At 62.7% G+C, this 17,736-nt stretch carries 17 protein-coding genes, 1 pseudogene and 1 riboswitch; of the genes and pseudogenes, 5 read left to right on the top strand and 13 right to left on the bottom strand.

All coding sequences use genetic code 11. The features are described 5' to 3' along the window. Positions 1–166 precede the first annotated feature (166 nt). The gene (locus X742_RS151940) at positions 167–1,318 is read left to right on the top strand and encodes a ceramide glucosyltransferase (protein WP_023772980.1); all 1,152 of its coding nucleotides are present in this window, start codon (positions 167–169) and stop codon (positions 1,316–1,318) included. A 30-nt stretch (positions 1,319–1,348) separates the two neighbouring features. Here X742_RS151940 and X742_RS151945 read toward each other — a convergent pair whose 3' ends face one another. Next, the gene (locus tag X742_RS151945) at positions 1,349–2,539 is read right to left on the bottom strand and encodes an O-succinylhomoserine sulfhydrylase (RefSeq protein ID WP_023772979.1); all 1,191 of its coding nucleotides are present in this window, start codon (positions 2,537–2,539) and stop codon (positions 1,349–1,351) included. A 56-nt stretch (positions 2,540–2,595) separates the two neighbouring features. Next, positions 2,596–2,673, bottom strand: a riboswitch (SAM riboswitch). Between the two features lie 158 nt (positions 2,674–2,831). Here X742_RS151945 and X742_RS151950 point away from each other — a divergent pair. Continuing rightward, positions 2,832–3,926 (top strand): 2'-deoxycytidine 5'-triphosphate deaminase, encoded by a 1,095-nt coding sequence (locus X742_RS151950; protein ID WP_023772978.1) that lies wholly within the window; start codon positions 2,832–2,834, stop codon positions 3,924–3,926. 178 nt (positions 3,927–4,104) lie between these two features. On the opposite strand, the gene araD1 is transcribed toward X742_RS151950, so the two are convergent. The 4 genes from araD1 to chvE all read right to left on the bottom strand — a co-directional run bounded on the left by araD1 (position 4,105) and on the right by chvE (position 9,353). Continuing rightward, the gene (gene araD1, locus X742_RS151955; RefSeq protein WP_023772976.1) at positions 4,105–5,097 is read right to left on the bottom strand and encodes an AraD1 family protein; all 993 of its coding nucleotides are present in this window, start codon (positions 5,095–5,097) and stop codon (positions 4,105–4,107) included. Positions 5,098–5,297: 200 nt separating this feature from the next. After that, positions 5,298–6,590, bottom strand: coding sequence for a multiple monosaccharide ABC transporter permease (gene mmsB, locus X742_RS151960; RefSeq protein ID WP_023772975.1), 1,293 nt, complete (start codon positions 6,588–6,590; stop codon positions 5,298–5,300). Then, positions 6,587–8,119, bottom strand: coding sequence for a multiple monosaccharide ABC transporter ATP-binding protein (mmsA, locus tag X742_RS151965; RefSeq protein ID WP_023772974.1), 1,533 nt, complete (start codon positions 8,117–8,119; stop codon positions 6,587–6,589). The genes mmsB and mmsA overlap by 4 nt, the downstream gene beginning before the upstream one ends. A gap of 163 nt (positions 8,120–8,282) precedes the next feature. After that, complete coding sequence (chvE, locus tag X742_RS151970; protein ID WP_015319282.1) at positions 8,283–9,353, bottom strand: multiple monosaccharide ABC transporter substrate-binding protein; 1,071 nt, start codon at positions 9,351–9,353, stop codon at positions 8,283–8,285. Positions 9,354–9,644: 291 nt separating this feature from the next. Here chvE and X742_RS151975 point away from each other — a divergent pair, with 291 nt between their 5' ends. Further along, entirely contained in the window at positions 9,645–10,634 is a 990-nt protein-coding gene (locus X742_RS151975) for a LysR family transcriptional regulator (RefSeq protein WP_023772973.1), read from the top strand. An 85-nt stretch (positions 10,635–10,719) separates the two neighbouring features. Here the strand turns inward: X742_RS151975 and X742_RS1000000174030 are convergent, their stop codons facing one another. Continuing rightward, positions 10,720–10,986 carry a hypothetical protein gene (locus tag X742_RS1000000174030; protein ID WP_023795379.1) on the bottom strand — a complete coding sequence of 89 codons (267 nt, stop codon included), beginning with the start codon at positions 10,984–10,986 and terminating at the stop codon, positions 10,720–10,722. Positions 10,987–11,322: 336 nt separating this feature from the next. Here X742_RS1000000174030 and X742_RS151985 point away from each other — a divergent pair, with 336 nt between their 5' ends. Beyond that, positions 11,323–12,084: a Stf0 family sulfotransferase gene (locus X742_RS151985; RefSeq protein ID WP_023772971.1), complete on the top strand. Its 762-nt coding sequence runs from the start codon at positions 11,323–11,325 to the stop codon at positions 12,082–12,084. 97 nt (positions 12,085–12,181) lie between these two features. On the opposite strand, the pseudogene X742_RS01000000170240 reads toward X742_RS151985, so the two are convergent. Further along, positions 12,182–12,402: pseudogene (locus X742_RS01000000170240) on the bottom strand (hypothetical protein). Between the two features lie 712 nt (positions 12,403–13,114). Between X742_RS01000000170240 and X742_RS151995 the strand changes: the two are divergent. Then, positions 13,115–13,321, top strand: a complete 207-nt coding sequence (locus tag X742_RS151995) for a hypothetical protein (protein ID WP_032924360.1) — start codon at positions 13,115–13,117, stop codon at positions 13,319–13,321. A gap of 556 nt (positions 13,322–13,877) precedes the next feature. Here X742_RS151995 and moaB read toward each other — a convergent pair. From moaB to X742_RS152025, 6 genes are all read right to left on the bottom strand, one after another. Beyond that, complete coding sequence (moaB, locus tag X742_RS152000) at positions 13,878–14,432, bottom strand: molybdenum cofactor biosynthesis protein B (protein ID WP_023772967.1); 555 nt, start codon at positions 14,430–14,432, stop codon at positions 13,878–13,880. After that, a complete protein-coding gene (locus tag X742_RS152005) occupies positions 14,419–15,342 on the bottom strand; it encodes a 4-(cytidine 5'-diphospho)-2-C-methyl-D-erythritol kinase (RefSeq protein ID WP_198019216.1) in 924 nt (307 codons plus the stop codon). The genes moaB and X742_RS152005 overlap by 14 nt, the downstream gene beginning before the upstream one ends. A 5-nt stretch (positions 15,343–15,347) precedes the next feature. Continuing rightward, complete coding sequence (locus X742_RS152010) at positions 15,348–15,533, bottom strand: membrane protein (protein ID WP_023772965.1); 186 nt, start codon at positions 15,531–15,533, stop codon at positions 15,348–15,350. Positions 15,534–15,615: 82 nt separating this feature from the next. Further along, a complete protein-coding gene (locus X742_RS152015) occupies positions 15,616–16,479 on the bottom strand; it encodes a S49 family peptidase (RefSeq protein ID WP_023772964.1) in 864 nt (287 codons plus the stop codon). A gap of 78 nt (positions 16,480–16,557) precedes the next feature. After that, positions 16,558–17,358, bottom strand: a complete 801-nt coding sequence (locus tag X742_RS152020; RefSeq protein WP_023772963.1) for a tRNA1(Val) (adenine(37)-N6)-methyltransferase — start codon at positions 17,356–17,358, stop codon at positions 16,558–16,560. After that, entirely contained in the window at positions 17,358–17,582 is a 225-nt protein-coding gene (locus tag X742_RS152025) for a DUF2007 domain-containing protein (protein WP_015318845.1), read from the bottom strand. Before X742_RS152025 ends, X742_RS152020 begins: the two co-directional genes overlap by 1 nt. Positions 17,583–17,736 lie beyond the last annotated feature (154 nt).

The following is a 17,736-nucleotide window of genomic DNA, read 5'->3' as shown; positions in this document are numbered from 1 at the left end:
CGTGCGCGTCTTGTCGCGCCTGGGATTGAAACGCAGGTGCCGGCAAAGAATGTCATTTAAGTGACACACGACAATGGTGGTGTGCGCGAACCGGGCGACTCGGCCCTCTGTCGAACTGTTGAAAACGGCCGCGACGCGGGCCGACTTCCGGAGTGACCAGATCTCGATGGAACTCACTCTCATATCCGCCTCGCTTTCGACCGCACTCATCCTCTCAAACGCTGCCAGCATCCTGCTTGCCGCTTCACAGCTGAAACGGCGCGCCACGATCGCCCCGCCGGCGGGCAGATCGCCGGCGGTGTCGATTCTCGTCCCGTCGCGCGGCGTCGAGCCCTTCACACGTGAGACGCTGGAACGCGCCTTCGCGCTCGACTGGCCACGCTACGAACTGATCTTCTGCGTCGCCCATGCCGACGACCCGGTGGTCAAACTGATAAACAGGGCGATTGCCCGGTTTCCGCAGGTGCCGGCCCGGCTGTTGATCGGCGACGACCGTGTCAGCGCCAATCCCAAGCTCAACAATTGCGTGAAAGGCTGGGAAGCGGCGCGCCACGACTGGGTCATTCTTGCCGATTCCAACGTTCTGATGCCTAGGGACTACGTCGAGCACATGATGGCGGCGTGGCGGCACGGTACCGGCCTTGTCTGCTCGACGCCGATCGGCTCCAGGCCAGATGGTTTCTGGGCCGACGTCGAATGCGCCTTCCTGAACACATTGCAGGCCCGCTGGCAGTATGCCGGCGAGGCGCTCGGCCTCGGCTTCGCGCAGGGCAAGAGCATGCTGTGGAACAAGCCGATGCTGGACGCCAATGGCGGCATCCGCGCGCTGGCCGCCGAGATCGCCGAGGACGCCGCCGCGACCAAGCTGGTGAACGGCCTCGGCCTGCGTGTCAACCTCGTTGCGGCGCCCTTCGAGCAGCCGCTCGGCCAGCGCACGTTTCGCGAGATCTGGTCGCGCCAGGCCCGCTGGGCGCGCCTGCGCCGCGTCACCTTCCCGCTGTTCTTCGCGCCCGAGATCCTGACTGGTGCGGCGGTCCCGCTGGTTCTTGCGCTGGTTGCGGCGGGGAGCGCCGGCGTCAGCCTCTGGGCGACCGCGATTGCCGTGCTGGCGGCGTTCTATCTTCCGGAATGCGCTCTGGCCCTGGCCAAGGGTTGGCACGTCTCGACGCGCATGATCGCGGCGACGGTCGCGCGGGACGTCATGCTCCCGGCCATCTGGGCGCGCGGCTGGCTCGGCGGCGCCGTCGACTGGCGCGGCAACGCCATGACCATCCGGACCAAGACGGCGGAGCTGGAGGAGACGCCGTCGAGCGCCTGATTGCTGCTGACGACGCTGCCTGGACGAAACCTATTTGGCGGCCTTCAATGCTTGCGCGATATCTTCCAGCAGATCGTCCGTATCCTCCAGGCCGACCGACAGCCTGAGCGTACCGGGCCCGATGCCGAGTTCGGCGCGGGCCTCGTCGTTCAAATTCTTATGGGTGGTCGTCGCCGGGTGGGTGATCAGGCTCTTGGCATCGCCCAGATTGTTCGAGATCAGCACGATGTCGAGGGCGTTCTGCAGGGCGAAGGCCGCCGGCTTGCCGCCCTTGACGTCGAGGCAGATCAGCGTCGAGCCACCCGACATCTGCTTCTTGACGATATCGGCCTGCGGGTGGTCGGCGCGGCCGGGATAGATGACGCGGGCGATCTGCGGCTGCTCGGCCAGGAAGTCGGCGATCTTGCCGGCGCTCTCGGTCTGCTGGCGCACGCGCAGCGGCAAGGTCTCGAGGCCCTTCAGCAAGGTCCAGGCGTTGAACGGCGACAGGCTGGGGCCGGTGTGGCGGAAATAGTCGTGCAGGTTCTCGTCGATCCACTTCTTGTCCGACAGGATGACGCCGCCCAGGCAGCGGCCCTGGCCGTCAATATGCTTGGTGGCCGAGTAGACGACGATGTGCGCACCAAGCTGCAATGGCTTCTGCTGTAGGGGCGTGGCGAAGACATTGTCGACGACCAGCCGCGCGCCGATCGAATTGGCAAGCGAGGCGACGGCGGCGATGTCGACGACCTCGAGCGTCGGGTTGGTCGGGCTCTCCAGGAAGAACAGCTTGGTGTTCGGCCTGACCGCCTTTTCCCAATTGGCGATCTCGGTGCCGTCGACCAAGGTCGCCTCGATGCCATAGCGCGGCGCCAGTGTCTCGACCACCCAGCGACAGGAGCCGAACAGCGCGCGCGCCGCCACGATGTGGTCGCCGGCCTTGACGCTGCACAGAAGGGCAGCCGTCACCGCCGCCATGCCCGACGCCGTGGCGCGCGCGTCTTCGGCGCCTTCAAGCGCGCACATGCGCTTTTCGAACATGTCGACGGTCGGGTTGGCGTAGCGCGAATAGATGAAACCAGGCTCTTCGCCCTTGAAGCGGGCTTCGGCGGCCTGCGCCGTCTGATAGACATAACCCTGGGTCAGGTACATCGCCTCGGAGGTTTCGCCGAAGCCGGAACGCAGGGTTCCGCCATGCACGAGTGCCGTCTGAGGTTTCCAGTTGCGCTTCTTGGTGCTCATCGCTTTGTTCCAGACACAAAAAAACCGGCCGCGAAAGTCGCAACCGGTCCATACGGCCTTGCGGCCCGACGGTCCTTTAGCGACTTGTTTAACGTGGCTGCAAGCCGACCGGCCAAATCACCACGGGATAACGACCCTTTAGACCCGCGCCACGCTTGCGTCAATTGCCGGCTTCATTAAGACGTTTGTACCAAGGCAGGTTCCGCAAAAGTGCCCGGCGGTTTTGCGGCAAGAACCTGCAACAAACAAGAACCTGCAACCAAAGAGACCAGTCTTGGGGCGGAGCCAGACTTTGCGGCAGACAGGCATTCTTCCCGATCAGGACATTTCGGCGCTGTTCCGGTCCGGCGCGCTGAAGTCGCAGCGTGCACTCGATGCCGACCAGATCCAGCCGGCGAGCCTTGATCTCAGATTGGGCGAAAAGGCCTGGCGGGTTCGCGCCTCGTTCCTGCCCGGTCCCAACCACAAGGTGTCGGAAAAGCTCGATCGGCTGCAACTGCACGAGATCAGCCTGACCGAAGGCGCGGTCCTCGAAACCGGCTGCGTCTATATTGTGCCGCTGCTCGAAAGTCTGGTCCTGCCGGCTGACATTTCGGCCTCGGCCAATCCGAAGAGCTCGACCGGGCGGCTCGACATCTTCACCCGCGTCATGACCGATCGGGGCCACGAGTTCGATAAGATCGCCGCCGGCTACAACGGTCCGCTCTATCTCGAGGTCAGCCCGCGCACCTTTCCGATCATCGCGCGCACGGGTTCGCGCCTGTCCCAGATACGCTTTCGCACCGGCAACGCGCTGCTCTCGGAAGCCGAGTTGCATGACCTGCATCGTGCCGAGATGCTGGTCGCCACGGAGCCGCCAAACATTTCCGGCGGCGGCATCGCGCTGTCGATCGACCTCAATGGCGACAAGGATGGGTTGGTCGGCTATCGCGGCAAGCACCACACCGGCCTCGTCGATGTCGACAAGCGCGCCGCGCAGGACGTCCTCGACTTCTGGGAACCGATCCACAAGAGCCGCGCCGGCGAACTGGTGCTCGATCCGGACGAGTTCTACATCCTCGTCAGCCAGGAAGCGGTGCATGTGCCGCCGCTCTACGCCGCCGAGATGACGCCGTTCGATCCGCTGGTCGGCGAGTTTCGTGTCCATTATGCCGGCTTTTTCGATCCGGGTTTCGGCCATTCGGCGGCCGGCGGCACCGGCAGCCGGGCGGTGCTCGAAGTGCGCAGCCACGAAGTGCCGTTCATCCTCGACCACGGCCAGATCGTCGGCCGGCTGGTCTACGAGCACATGCTGAAGCGACCACAGGCGCTCTACGGCACCGATCTCGGCTCGAACTACCAGGCGCAGGGCCTGAAGCTGTCGAAGCATTTCCGCTCCGTGCGATGAGGTCGAAGCTGCCGATCTCCCTCTTGTGGGTCCTTGTTGTGGGAGAGATGCCCGGCAGGGCAGAGGGGGCGCGAAGGATTGCGACGGCGTGACTGGAACCTATTGCTAGATCAGCGGGAGAGCGCCCCGCTCTGGCTTGCCGGCCATCCCCACGATGGGAAATCACCCGCTCATGGCTTCAAAGCGCCTTTACCGACACCTTCACCGGCTTCTCGATCTCGAGCGGGTTGCGCAGCGGCAGTCCGAAATCCCCAGCCTCGATCTCGAACACGTCGCCGGCCTCCGTCTTGATACCGTCGGCGAAGGATAGCGTCGCGGTGCCGAACATATGCACATGCACGTCGCCAGGCTGGCGGAAGGCCGAATATTTGAAGTGGTGGTGTTCGAGATTGGCGATGGTGTGGGACATGTTCGTTTCACCCGACAGGAAGGGCTTTTCCCACAAAGCCTTGCCGTCGCGCAGGATGCGCGACGTGCCGCGGATGTCCGAAGGCAGGTCTCCGATCAGGATCTCCGGGCCGAAGGAGGCATTGCGCAGCTTGGAGTGGGCGAGGAAGAGATAGTTCACGCGCTCGGTCACATGGTCCGAGAATTCGTTCGACAAGGTGAAGCCAACGCGGAAGGGCGCCCCGTCATCGCCGATGACATAGATCCCAGCGACCTCGGGTTCCTCGCCGGCATCCCTGGCAAAGGCCGGCGACATGAGCGCCGCGCCAGGCGCGACCGCCATGGTGCCGTTGCCCTTGTAGAACCATTCCGGCTGCACGCCGACCTGGCCTTTCGCGGGCTTGCCGCCTTCCAGTCCCATGCGGAACATCTTCATGGAATCGGTAAGTTGCTCCTCGCCGTCGGTGCTGAGCTTCTTGTGCATGGAATCGCGCGTCGCGGCCGACCCCAGATGCGTCAGCCCGGTGCCGGTCAGGTGCAGGTGCGCCGGGTCGGGGTGATTGATCGGCGATAGCAGGCGCCCCCTCTTGTAGGCGGCGTCGAGATCGATCGTCTCGCCAAGCCCCTTGCGTTCGATCAGAGCGGCCAGGCCGACGCCGGTGCGGGCGGCCTCCATCGCCAGCGAATAGACGCTGCGCGCCCCGTTAATGATCCGGGTCTTCCCTCCGCTACGGGCAACGACACGGATCGTCTCGGCGTCGTCGAGAATCTGCGAGATCAGCATGATCAGTCCTCTCATTTATCTGTATCCGGCTGCCAATGGGCAAATCCTGACCGGCGCGGCGCGGAAACGCGCCACGGTTTGAAACGCTTCGTCCGGATTGCATTCGCGAGCCTGGTCCTTCCCCGGACTTCTTGGTGCCGACGGGCTGCCGGCAGCTTCGCGATCTAGAACCCGTATGCCTCCTAGTCCTCGCCCCGCCCTCAAGCCTTGTTCTTGTTGTAGACGTCGAAGATGACGGCCCCGAGCAGCACCAGGCCCTTGACCACCTGCTGCCAGTCGACATTGACGCCCATGATGGACATGCCGTTGTTCATCACGCCCATGATGAAGCCGCCGACCACCGCGCCGATGACCTGGCCGACGCCGCCCATCGCCGAGGCGCCGCCGATGAAGACGGCCGCGATCACGTCGAGTTCGCTGCCGAGGCCCGCGGCCGGCACGGCCTGGCCGAGACGTGCGGCGATGATCAGCCCGCCGAGCGCCGACAGAACGCCCATATTGACGAACACCCAGAGCGTCAGCCGCTCGGTGTTGATGCCCGACAGTTGCGCCGCCTTGGCGTTGCCTCCCATGGCGTAGATGCGGCGGCCGATGGTCATGCGCTTGGTGACGAAGACGAACAGCGAGATCAGTACGCCCATCACCAGGAGCACGATCGGCAGGCCCCGATAGGTCGCGAACTGGAAGATCAGGAAGAGCGCCAGCGCGCTGCCGACCAGCGTCTTGATGACGAACAGGGTGAAAGGCTCGGCCTCGTAACCGTGGAGTTCGCGCTTGCGTCGCGTCCTGAAGCCGAAATAGGCGTAGGCGAGCACCGCGATCAGGCCCAGCACGATTGTCGTCATGTGAAGCGTCAGGCCACTGCCCAAAACGGTTTTGCCGGCCGCGTTCACCGTCGGCGGGATCAGGGTCAGCGGACCGATGACGTCGGGAATGAAACCGGAACTCAGCGCCTTGAAACTGTCGGGAAGCGGGCCGACCGAGGAGCCGCCGCCAAGCAGCGCCTGGCAGATGCCGCGGAAGATCAGCATGCCGGCGAGCGTCACGATGAAGCTTGGTATGCGGTGATAGGCGATCCAGTACCCTTGCGCGCCACCGATCAACCCGCCGACGATGAGGCAGACGATCGAGACAACGAGCGGATTGCTGAACATGCCGAGCGGCCAGATGACCATCATCATGGCGGCAAGGGCGCCGATGAAGCCGGCGACCGATCCCACGCTGAGATCGATATAGCCGGCGACGATGACCAGCAGCATGCCGAGCGCCATCACGATGATGAACGAGTTCTGCTGCACCAGGTTGCTGAGGTTGACCGGTTTGAACAGCGTTCCCGACGTCGTGTACTGGAAGAACAGCATGATGACGATCAGCGCGATGATCAGGCCGTATTCGCGCAGGTTCGTCGTCAGCGCCGAGACGGCGACGCGAGGACCCTGCTTGACGTCCTCGGCGGTGCCGCTTTGCGGTGCGGGAGCGCTGTCTGTGCTCATGATGCTTTTCCTTCTCCGCGAACAATGGCGCGCATGATTTTTTCCTGGCTGGCGTCATTTGCCGCCATCTCGCCGACGATGCGCCCTTCGTTCATGACATAGATTCTGTCGGTGATGCCGAGGAGTTCCGGCATTTCAGACGAGATGACGATGATCGCTTTGCCCTCGGCGGCGAGGCGGGCGATGATTGTATAGATTTCGTACTTGGCGCCGACGTCGATACCGCGCGTCGGCTCGTCGAGGATCAGAACTTCCGGGTCGGCGAACAGCCATTTCGACAGCACCACCTTCTGCTGGTTGCCGCCCGAGAGATTGCCGGTCAGCTGATAGACGCTGGAGGCGCGGATATTGGTCTTCTTGCGATAGTCGTTGGCGACGCTCATTTCGCGCATATCGTCGATGACGCCGCCACTGGAAACGCCGGCGAGGTTGGCCAGCGTCACATTGTGCTTGATATGGTCGATGAGGTTCAGCCCATAGGTCTTGCGGTCCTCGGTGACATAGGCGATGCCGTTCTGCACGGCCTTGCCCACTGTGGAAAGGTCCACGGGCTTGCCGTTGAGCAGCACCTCACCGCTGATGCGCCGGCCATAGGAGCGGCCGAACAGGCTCATGGCGAATTCGGTGCGACCGGCGCCCATCAGTCCCGCAATGCCGACAACTTCGCCCTTGCGCACCTTCAGGTCGATGCTCTTGATCACTTGCCGTTCGGCATGGATCGGGTGGTAGACCGACCAGTCCTTGACCTCGAAAATGACGTCGCCGATGCTAGGTTCGCGCGGCGGGTAGCGATCATCGAGGGATCGGCCGACCATCGAGGTGATGATGCGGTCCTCGCTGATATCCTTCCTCGGCAATGTCTCGATCGTGCGCCCGTCGCGGATCACCGTCACCTTGTCGGCGACGCGGTTCACCTCGTTGAGCTTGTGGGAGATCAGGATCGAGGTCATGCCCTGCCGCTTGAACTCGAGCAAAAGATCGAGCAGCGCCTGGCTGTCCTTTTCGCTGAGCGATGCTGTCGGCTCGTCGAGGATCAGCAGCTTCACTTCCTTGCTGAGCGCCTTGGCGATCTCGACCAGCTGCTGCTTGCCGACGCCGATATGGGTGATCAGCGTCTTGGGGTCTTCCTTGAGCCCGACTTTTTTCAAAAGCTCGGACGTGCGCGCCTCGTTGGCGTCCCAGTCGATGACGCCGTATCTGGCGTGCTCGTTGCCGAGGAAAATGTTTTCGGCGATCGACAGCATCGGCACCAGCGCAAGCTCCTGGTGGATGATGACGATGCCCTTGTGTTCGCTGTCATGGATGCCTTTGAACTGGCATTCCTGGCCCTGAAAGATGATCTGGCCATCATAGGTGCCGGAGGGATAGACGCCCGAAAGCACCTTCATCAGTGTCGATTTTCCAGCGCCGTTCTCGCCTACCACGGCATGGATTTCGCCTTCCTCGACGCGGAGGTTGACGTTCGACAGCGCCTTCACGCCGGGGAACCTCTTGGTGATGTCGCGCATCTCCAAAATCGTCGAGGTCATGAGGGCAAGCTCCTCCTACACTTTCTATTTTTAGGCAATTCCTGACGGAAAACCGTGCGAACTTTTCCGGGAATGGCTCTAGGCCGGTAGAAACAATACCGGGGCCGCTTGTGAACGAAAAGGGGCCCTGCGTCGCGCAGGACCCCTGTCTTTGTAACCGGGATTACTTCAGGTCTTCGGCCTTGATGTAGCCGGAGTCGACGACCAGGGCCTGGTAGTTCGACTTGTCGACCTCATGCGGGGTCAGCAGGATCGAGGGAACCACCTTGACGTCGTTGTTGTAGGTCTTTTCGTCGAGGCCTTCCGGCTTGCCGCCGGAGAGCACCTTGTCGACCAGCTGCACCGTGGCCTTGGCCAGTTCGCGGGTATCCTTGAACACGGTCGAGTACTGCTCGCCCGAGATGATCAGCTTGACCGAGGCGGTCTCGGCGTCCTGACCGGTCACGATTGGCCAGGGCTGTGCGTCGGTGCCGTAACCGACAGCGCGCAGCGAGGCGGTGATGCCGCGCGACAGGCCGTCATAGGGCGACAGAACGCCATCGACGCGGCTGCCGTCCGAGTAGTTGGCCGAGAGAAGGTTGTCCATGCGCGCCTGGGCGGTGGCGGCGAGCCAGCGCAGCGTGCCGACCTTGTCCATGCCGGTCTGGCCGGACTTGATCTTGATCGAGCCGTCGTCGATCAGCGGCTGCAAGACGGAGATCGCGCCATTGTAGAAGAAGAAGGCGTTGTTGTCGTCGGGCGAGCCGCCGAACAGTTCGACGTTCCACGGCTTGGTGTTCGGGAAACGCTCCTTGAGACCCTTGACCAGGGAATTCGCCTGGATCACGCCGACGCCGAAATTGTCGAAGGTGGTGTAATAGTCGACATTCTTGGTCTTCTTGATCAGGCGGTCATAAGCGACGACGACGACGCCCGCGTCGTTCGCCTTCTGCAGCGCATCCGAAAGGGTGGTGCCATCGATGGAGGCGATGATCAGCGCCTTCGGACCCTTGGTGATTTCGTTTTCCAGCTGGCTGAGCTGGTTGGGGATGTCGTCCTGCGCGTATTGCAGGTCGACAGTGTAGCCGAGCGCCTCGAGCTGGGATTTGACGGCGTCGCCGTCATTGATCCAGCGTTGCGAGGTCTTGGTCGGCATCAGCACGCCGACAAGACCCTTGTCGGCCGCGTGCGCCTGATAGGTCATGGCAGCGATGCCAAGGGCCGCCACGGCGGCCAGCGTCTTGATAATCTTCACATTACTCTCCCTGGTTGATGGACGCGACACCTCGGGGCTTCGCGGGCCGCGCAGCCAGACAGGAGCGCAAACGCGCCGCTGTCGGCATTATCGATCTCCGGTATCCTCCCAATCGGCTCCGCGACGCGGTTCAATCGATACGATTTTGATCGCCACCGACCCGTGCGCCTCGGAACGCGCGAAGGGTGGGTCCCTTTGCCATAACTGTCAAATGCGATCTTTGGTGGTTGCTATACCGAAATCGGTATGATCTAGCATCCGGAAAGCAATCGGCGAGAAAGCTGGGAGATCATGGCGGCATTGCGCGATCCCGATGCGATTCCAGTAAGTTACGAGAAGCTCCCGGGAGACGGGGAGACACTCCTGCGCAGTGGCTTGAGCTTGCGCCACATGCGCATGATCGCCGCCCTCGACGATCACGGACGGGTGAGCGCCGCGGCCCAGGTCATGAACATCTCCCAGCCGGCCGCTTCGCGCATGATCGCCGAGATGGAGGCGGTGCTCGACGTGAAGCTGTGCGAACGGCTGCCGCGCGGGGTGACCCTCACTCCCTATGGCCAGGCGCTTGCCAGGCGCGCCCGCTCGATCCTGCTCGAGATGCTCGAAGCCGACCGCGAGATTGCCGAGCTCAAGGCCGGCAAGGGCGGTTCGGTGTTCCTCGGCGCCGTGACCGCGCCGGCGATCGAATTGGCGGTGCCGGCGATCCGTGAAATCCGCCGCATCTACCCGCGCATCGAGATCACCATGCAGGTCGAGACGTCGAACGTGCTCGCCCGCGAGCTGATCGCCTCGCGCCACGACTTCATCATCGCCCGCATTCCCGACGACCTCAATCCACGACTGTTCGAATCCCGTGTGATCGGCGTCGAGAAGGCCTGCCTGATCGTGCGCCGCGGCCACCCGCTCGCCGGAGGCAATGTGGTGCGGCTGGAAGACACCGCTGCCTATGACTGGGTCTTCCAGTCGGGCGGTTCGCCCTTGCGTCAGGCGATGGAGAGCAACTTCCTGAACCGCAACATCGCGCTGCCGGACCGGATCTTGAACACCAGTTCACTGCTGCTCACACTTGTCATGGTCGCGCAATCCGATGCCATCGCGCCGGTCTCGGTGCAAGTGGCGAAGTTCATCCAGAACCCGGACGGGCTTGCCGGCGCCATCGATGTCGTCCAAACCGAATTCGACATCGAGGTCAGACCCTACAGCCTGATCACCGTCAGGAATCGCGTCCTGTCGCCGGCCGCCAAGATGCTGCATGATTTCATCCTGCGCGAAGTGGGGTGATGGAACGAGAACCGCTGCCGCACGTTCAAGCCGTTCGGCATGCGCGCTGGAGCCCGTTGCGGGCGAGGGAACGAGGTGTCGAAGATCAACAACTCGGGAGGTTTTTATGGAACGTCGGTTGTTTCTTACTGGAATGCTTGGCGTCGCGGGGGCAGTGGCGTTTGCGAGCGTGGCCGGACCCGGCCCCGCGGTAGCCGGTGTTCCCCAGGGAAACGGAATTCTCGATGAACTGGACAAGCCGGATCCGGCTGTCTTCGAAGGGGATGACGCGGTCGAGGTGGAGCAGGTCTCGCATCGCGACTGGCATTTTCGCCGCCATCATGGCCACGATGGCTACTGGCGTCGTCGCCACGGGCGTCGCCGCGGCTGGAGACGAGTTTGCCGCAGCTACTGGCGCCATGGCCGCCGTCGCACCCGCTGCTGGCGCGAGCGCGTCTGGCTCCGCATTGGGCTATAATCGCTTCGTGCTGACGCATAGGCCGGCCACCACAGGTGGCCGGCACCTGTGTTCGGGCTCTTCAAGTGCAGGAAACTCGCACTTTTGCCTTGCTGCCGCCGAATCGGCGGAACCATATAAGCCTTTGTCCGTTTAAACCTGTTTAAGCGGAGCTTTGACCATGCCGAGGGACCATCAAGAAGAACGGCATTCTGCAATCAAGATCATGCGAGCCGTGGAGAAGCGGCACGCATGAAGGGCGTCGCGATACTGACCGAAGCCCGCAGCGGCTCCGAATGGCTTGGCAGTCTAACGAACAGCACGGGACTGTTGGGCAAGTCGGCCGAGTGGCTCGACACGGCCAATCTGGGGTGCAAGCCGAAATCCTTCGATGACCTGATGTCCGCCGTGATCGATCGCGGCGCAACCGCAAACGGCACGTTCGCCGTGAAACTGTTTCCACGACATCTTCACTGGTCGCAGGCCAGATATGGAGCTGACTTCCTCGCTGAATGCAGCCGGCGCCATTCCATGGGCTTGGTCCTGCTGGAGCGGCGGGACCGCCTTCGCCAAGCGATTTCCTATTGCCGGGCAAAGGCGTCGGGGTGTTGGAAAAGCACGATGGACGGCGCCGATCTGGTTCCGCGATACGACTTCGCTGGCATCTGCCAGGCCTATTTCCTGATCGAGCAGAGCTATGCCTTCTGGGAAGCTTACCTGCGGCTGGCCGATCTGGCATACGATCACTTTTTTTATGAGGATCTGTTGGACGATCCTCGGCCGTACGTTGCGTCGGTGGCCCGGCAGTTGTCGGTTGAAATGCCGGACGGAGAGTTCGAAACGAATTTACGGCTGCAGCGGGACGATCTCACCGAAGATTGGGCGGAGCGGTTCCGCAACGACGTCAAATCGGAAGACCTCCTGGCGCATCTGCCCAGGAAGGTGGCGCCGCGGAACATCAACAACCTCGCCCGGTTCCTCCTCAAGAAGCAGATGCTAACCGGACAGGCCTAGGGGAGACAGGTCACGTGGCATGAAGTGCCTGATCACGAGCCGCTGAAGCCGGAAGCCGTCAAAGAGTCCTGAAGCACAAGAAGCGTCAACGACTCTCCTATCCCGTCAAACCGGGTTGGAAATGCACTATGGCATCAAGGATGGTGCGATAGAGGCTGTCGACTTCGTCGTCGATCTCCCCCGCTTGATGCCGACTGCCTTTGCATCGGCGATGAGCTTGTGCGTGAGTTCGTCAACGGAGATTACATCCGCGGGTGCGGTCTCAGGGACGTTGTTCGCGATCCATTGGTCAAGGAAGTTGATGCCACGCGTGCTCATGTGGCCCTCATCCGGACAACGTAAGCGAAGGTCCGCTTCTCGCCCTTCAACTCCGTGACACGTAGCCAGTTTTCTTCCTGGCGCCTGAATGTGACAGGCTTGCCAGCATGTGCTTCCGCCGCTTTGAAAGGCAACGGTGCTGTGACTATGCTCGATGACATAGCCGATCCGGCGGCCATGACCTCGACCCGATACTGCGGCATCCGAGCTCCCCGCGATTTGTTCTCTCATCGCGGTTCAATTAGTTAAAGCTAAAATAGTTCCGGAACATCGTGGCCGAGCGGCGTCGTTCAAACGCACGAGCAAAGAAGACAACGCGACGTTAGGTTCCGGTGCCGCACGGCCCGGCAGCCAACCTGAAAATCTCAAGCTTCTCGCTGTAAGACAGCCGTACCCTTTGACCGCATCGCTTACAGGTGAAAGTCGTTACGGACTTGACCCAGGAGCCTTTCCTGACCAGTGGGGTTTTGCAGCTTGGACACTGAAAGGTTAGGTTTTGGTCGAGCAACTGCTTGGATAGAGCCATTTCATCTTCTCCCAGATGAAATGAGCATGCAAGACTGCTGCCAGAGCGCGTGTGCTGGAACGACACAGTGGGGGCTAAGGCCGCTGGCGCGTGTCTCCGGCGCCTTCTTTGAACTCGCGAGCTGGCAAGGAACCAAAGCGGAAAATAAGTATTTCCTAATGGAAGGGCTACGACGGACCCGACACAATGGATGTGCATTTCGAACTGGAACTAGCTAAGGCCAGGCTAGGTGTGAGCCAAGCTGAATCCGAACTGAAACGTCTCGAGCGGATAATGGATAAGCGCTATGGCGTGGGCATCGATCTTGCCCTCTGCGACACGATGAGAGTCGCCCAGCGCCGTGTCAGCGAAGCAAGAGAGCACCTGACGAGGATCAAGGCGGGCAACGCCTGATGTCCCCTTAAAAAAGCAGACGCCCGCGCGTGAGCCAGCGGGCCTCTAAGCTTTCGATGGGGATAGTGAGGAGGTCGGCCCGGCCGTCGAGGCGGAAAGACGTTCGCGCTTATTCCAAACAGGCTTCTGGTAAATCTTCTTCATAGTCGCTCCCTCGCTTTACCCTGGGCGCTCAATTGCCCAGTGCCCGCAAGCCAGCCACACCGACCGGGTCGGTGTGGCTCTTGGTCAATCGCCGGCGCCCGCGATCACCAGTTCGGCCGCCGGACAAAAGCCGCTACCCATGAACAGCAGCACGACCATTGCGAATAGAATAGTCCGCATGCCGGGCCGTCGGAAAAAACGGTAGTGTGCTGAGAGTTCTGCAAATTCGCTGAGAGAGGGCGGTCATGGCAGGCTGGTGATGTTCAACGTCACCTGATTCCCGCGAAGGAACGCACCATCACCAAGACCGAAGGTAAATCCGCCATCGCTGCCGTCAAAGACATTCTGCTTTCGAACCCGGATGGGCTGCACGAAGTGATCCGCGCGGTGATGCAGGAGGTGCTGGAGGCTTTTACGGGGCCGATTTGCCGCGCCGCAGATGTTCGTCCAGGCGCGGCATGATCTCGACGAAGTTACAGGGCATGTGCCGGTAGTCGAGCTGTGGCTCGAGGATGCCGTCCCAGGCGTCCTTGCAGGCGCCGGGCGAGCCCGGCAGCACAAAGACGAAGGTGGCGTTGACGACACCGCCGGTCGCCCGGCTCTGGATCGTCGAGGTGCCGATCTTGTCATAGGAAATGCGGTGGAACACTTCCGAAAAGCCGTCCATGCGCTTTTCGAAGATCGGCTCCAGCGCCTCGGGCGTCACATCGCGTCCGGTAAAACCGGTTCCGCCAGTGGTGATCACGACGTCGATGGCCTTGTCCCGCGACCATGCCAGAACGGTGTCGCGGATTCTTTCGCGGTCGTCGGTGACGATATCGCGGGTGGCCAGGATGTGGCCGGCCTTGGTGATGCGATCGACCAGTGTCTGGCCGGATTTGTCGTCGGCAAGGCTGCGTGTGTCGGAAACAGTCAGCACCGCGATGCGCACCGGAATGAAGGCACGGCTCTCGTCAATTCTGGCCATCTCGCCCAGCCTCCGACGCCATGCTGCGCGTTGCCGCGACGAACCAGTCGGGCTGGCGGCTGCGGATCTCGGCCGCCGCGCGCTTGGCGACATTGCCGGTCTCGAACAGGCCGAAGCACGTCCCACCCGATCCGGACATTCGTGAAAAGCCCGATCCGGCCTTATCAAGCCATGAAAGCGCCCTGCCTATGGCGGGCTGCATCGCAAGGGCTGGCTGCTCGAGATCGTTGCGGGTGATTTCCAGCCAGTTGCGCAGGCTGTGAAAATCGATACTGCGCGGCAGCGGCGGCAGCGGCTCACTATCGCGATGGGAAAGCGCGGCGAAGATTTCCGACGTCGAGACCGGAACGCCCGGATTGACCAGCACGAGACCCAGTGCCGAAAAATCCGGCACTATCGACAGTTCCTCGCCGATGCCGCGCGCGATCAGCGGCTTTGCCGCCAGGCACATCGGCACATCGGCGCCGAGCGAAAGGCCGATCCGCGCCAGCTCAACGCTATCGAGCTCTAGCCCCCAGCTCTCGGTCAGCCCGCGCAGCACGGCTGCCGCATCGCTCGAACCTCCGCCCACGCCGGATGCGACCGGAAGGTTCTTTTCGAGCCTGATGCATACGGGCGGCGTGCTCCGAACGCCGGCGGCCTGCCGCAAGGCGTCGCGAGCCTTCAGCACCAGATTGCCGCCATCGAGCGGCACGTCCGCCGCAAAGCGTGCGGACACGCTGAACTCATCGGCGTCGGCCGGCGCGATCTCGATCCTGTCGCCAAAGCGCGTGAACACAGCCAGGCTGTCGATGAGATGATAGCCATCGGCGCGCCTGCCAGTGACGTGCAAAGCTAGGTTTATCTTGGCGGGTGCGGCCCATGTCCGGACACGCTGACCGGATTCCGCAGTCTCGATTGCGAGTAAAATGAGGGTCAGTCCTTGGCCAGCCGGTATTCGCCGGTCCGCGGATCCTTGACCAGCGTTCCCATCGCGCCGTTGGCCGCCTGTTTTTCGGTACGCCGCACCTTGGCCGTCACGCGTTCAGCCTCGCGCACGAAGGTGCGGTAGCCGAAATAGGCGGCGACGCCGACGACGGCGAAGAAAATGATCTGCGGCATCTCAAGCTCCTACCACAATGGGCCGGTAAGACCGGCCGGTCGGGTCTTTCGGGCAACCATGCTAGACGCTTTCATGGCTTTTTCAAAGCCCGAAGCGCGCCCACGATGCGCGCTCTTCCGCCGCATCGATGACGCCGCTGGCGGCAGCCGCGGCGATATCGGGCGCCGAAAAGCCCTTGCTCGAGCCGAACAGGCCGAAGCGGCCGAACAAACCGCGCGGCGCCGCCACCAGCCTGAGCTGGGTCTTCGGCCCGAAGCGGGTCTTCAGCACCGTGCGCATGTCGCCCAGCGCATCGACGAGGCCGAGCTCCAGGCCTCGCTTGCCGGTCCAGAACAGCCCGGTGAACAGATCCGGATCGTCCGCCAGCTTCGTACCGCGGCGCTCCTTGACCAGATCGATGAAGGTCTCGTGCACTTCGAGCTGCAGCACCTTGAGCCGCTCGACGTCTTCCTTCTTCTCGGGCTTGAATGGATCGAGCACCGCCTTGTTCTGGCCGGCGGTGTGGACACGGCGCTCAACGCCGATCTTCTTCATCAGTTCCGGGAAGCCGAAGGAAGCCGATACCACGCCGATTGAGCCGACGATGGAGGAGGGATCGGCGAAGATCTCATCGCCTGCGACCGCGATCATGTAGCCGCCGGACGCCGCGACATCCTCGACGAAGACCAGGACCTTTTTATTCTTCTCGACCGCAAGGTCGCGGATGCGCTTGAAAATCAGCCGCGACTGCACCGGCGAGCCGCCCGGCGAATTGATCGAGATCGCGACCGCCGGCGCCTCGAAGGAAAACGCCTTTTCGATCAGTCCGGCGGTGGAAGCAAGCGACAGGCTCGGCCGGAACTGCCCCCCGCCGGCCATGATGGTGCCGTGCAGTCGGATGACCGGAACCGTAACGACGGTGGAGCGCCAGGACTTCGGCAGCAGGCGGTTGAAAAGACGTTTCACGATGGCGTGGTCTCCGGCGATGGTTGCAGGCATGTAGGGAGTTCCCGGCCAACGGCAATGTGCGGGCCAGGCAACAGTTCAGTCTCCGAACAGCGAGGCGAGCCCGTTGGTGATCATTTCGCTGCGCTCGTCGGGGCCGTTGCCCGATCGCGCGTGAAGCATCAGGGGCGGACGGATGGCGAGCTTTCCTCGTGCCCCAAGGGCCGCCCGCACGATAATGCGGATTGCGGCCGCGTCCGGGCGAGGGTGCACGGCGAGCATCTCGGCTTCGCCGAAGCGGCCTGAAATCGCGTCGAGAATGGCGCCGAGCTGTTCGGGCCGGGCGATGACGGCAAGCCCGCCGCGCGGCCTGACAACCGCCGCCGCACTGCGGATCCAGCTTTCGAACAGCCCATCCTCCATGACGTGCGCTTCCTTTCTTAGCGGCTCGGGAGTGGCGCGGTCCCGTGCGGCGTTGAAAGGCGGGTTCATGATGACGAAGTCGAAATCATTGTCGGCAAGGCCGGTGGCGGCCCGTGCGCGGCCCGACACGGTGACATCGGCGACGAGCACGGCAGCGCGATCGCTGAGGTGCGCATTGCCCGGATGGGCAAGCGTGGCTGCCGCGAAAGACGCCATCTCAGGCGCGCGTTCGACCAGCACAGCCTGGGCACCCGGACAGCGCGACAGCACCGCAAGACCGGCAGCACCGGCGCCGGCCCCGAAATCGGCGAGCCGTCCGCCAAACGAGGATGGTACGGATGCGGCCAGCATCATTGCATCCATCCCGGCGCGATGGCCGCCATGCTTGGGCTGCACGAGCCAGAACCGGCCGCGGTGGAACGCATCGACCGTATGAGCCGGCGTATCCGGGACAAGGGCGGCTGGCGCGGCCGACATTATTTCCCCCGGATCTCGTTGGCGATGCCGGCATCGGTCAGGATGCGGCGCGCGGCGTCGGCCTGGTCGGCATCGACCATGACGCGTCGCGGCAGGATACCAAGCGAGCCGTCGAGCACGCTCATGTTCTGGTCGGCCACGAAGCAGCCGATCCCGGCATCGCGCATCAGCGATTCGACAAAGGAGATGATGACGGCGTCGTTGGTGCGGATGAGCTCTATCATCGCAAGAAACTCGCAGGTTGCGGCGTGCATGTAAACGTGCGGCCGCATTCCCGCATTTCCCGGCGTTGACACGCTGTCGCCGCCGCGCCAATTCGCCACTTGCCGTGGCCGTGCCAGCGGCCCTAGAGTCTTGTCGGGACTAAGGGTGCCGTCG

Source organism: Mesorhizobium sp. LNHC229A00, from assembly GCF_000502415.1.
In the GTDB taxonomy this organism is placed as follows: domain Bacteria; phylum Pseudomonadota; class Alphaproteobacteria; order Rhizobiales; family Rhizobiaceae; genus Mesorhizobium.
Note: the sequence above shows the minus strand (reverse complement) of the source record. Positions and strands in the feature narration are given on the sequence as shown.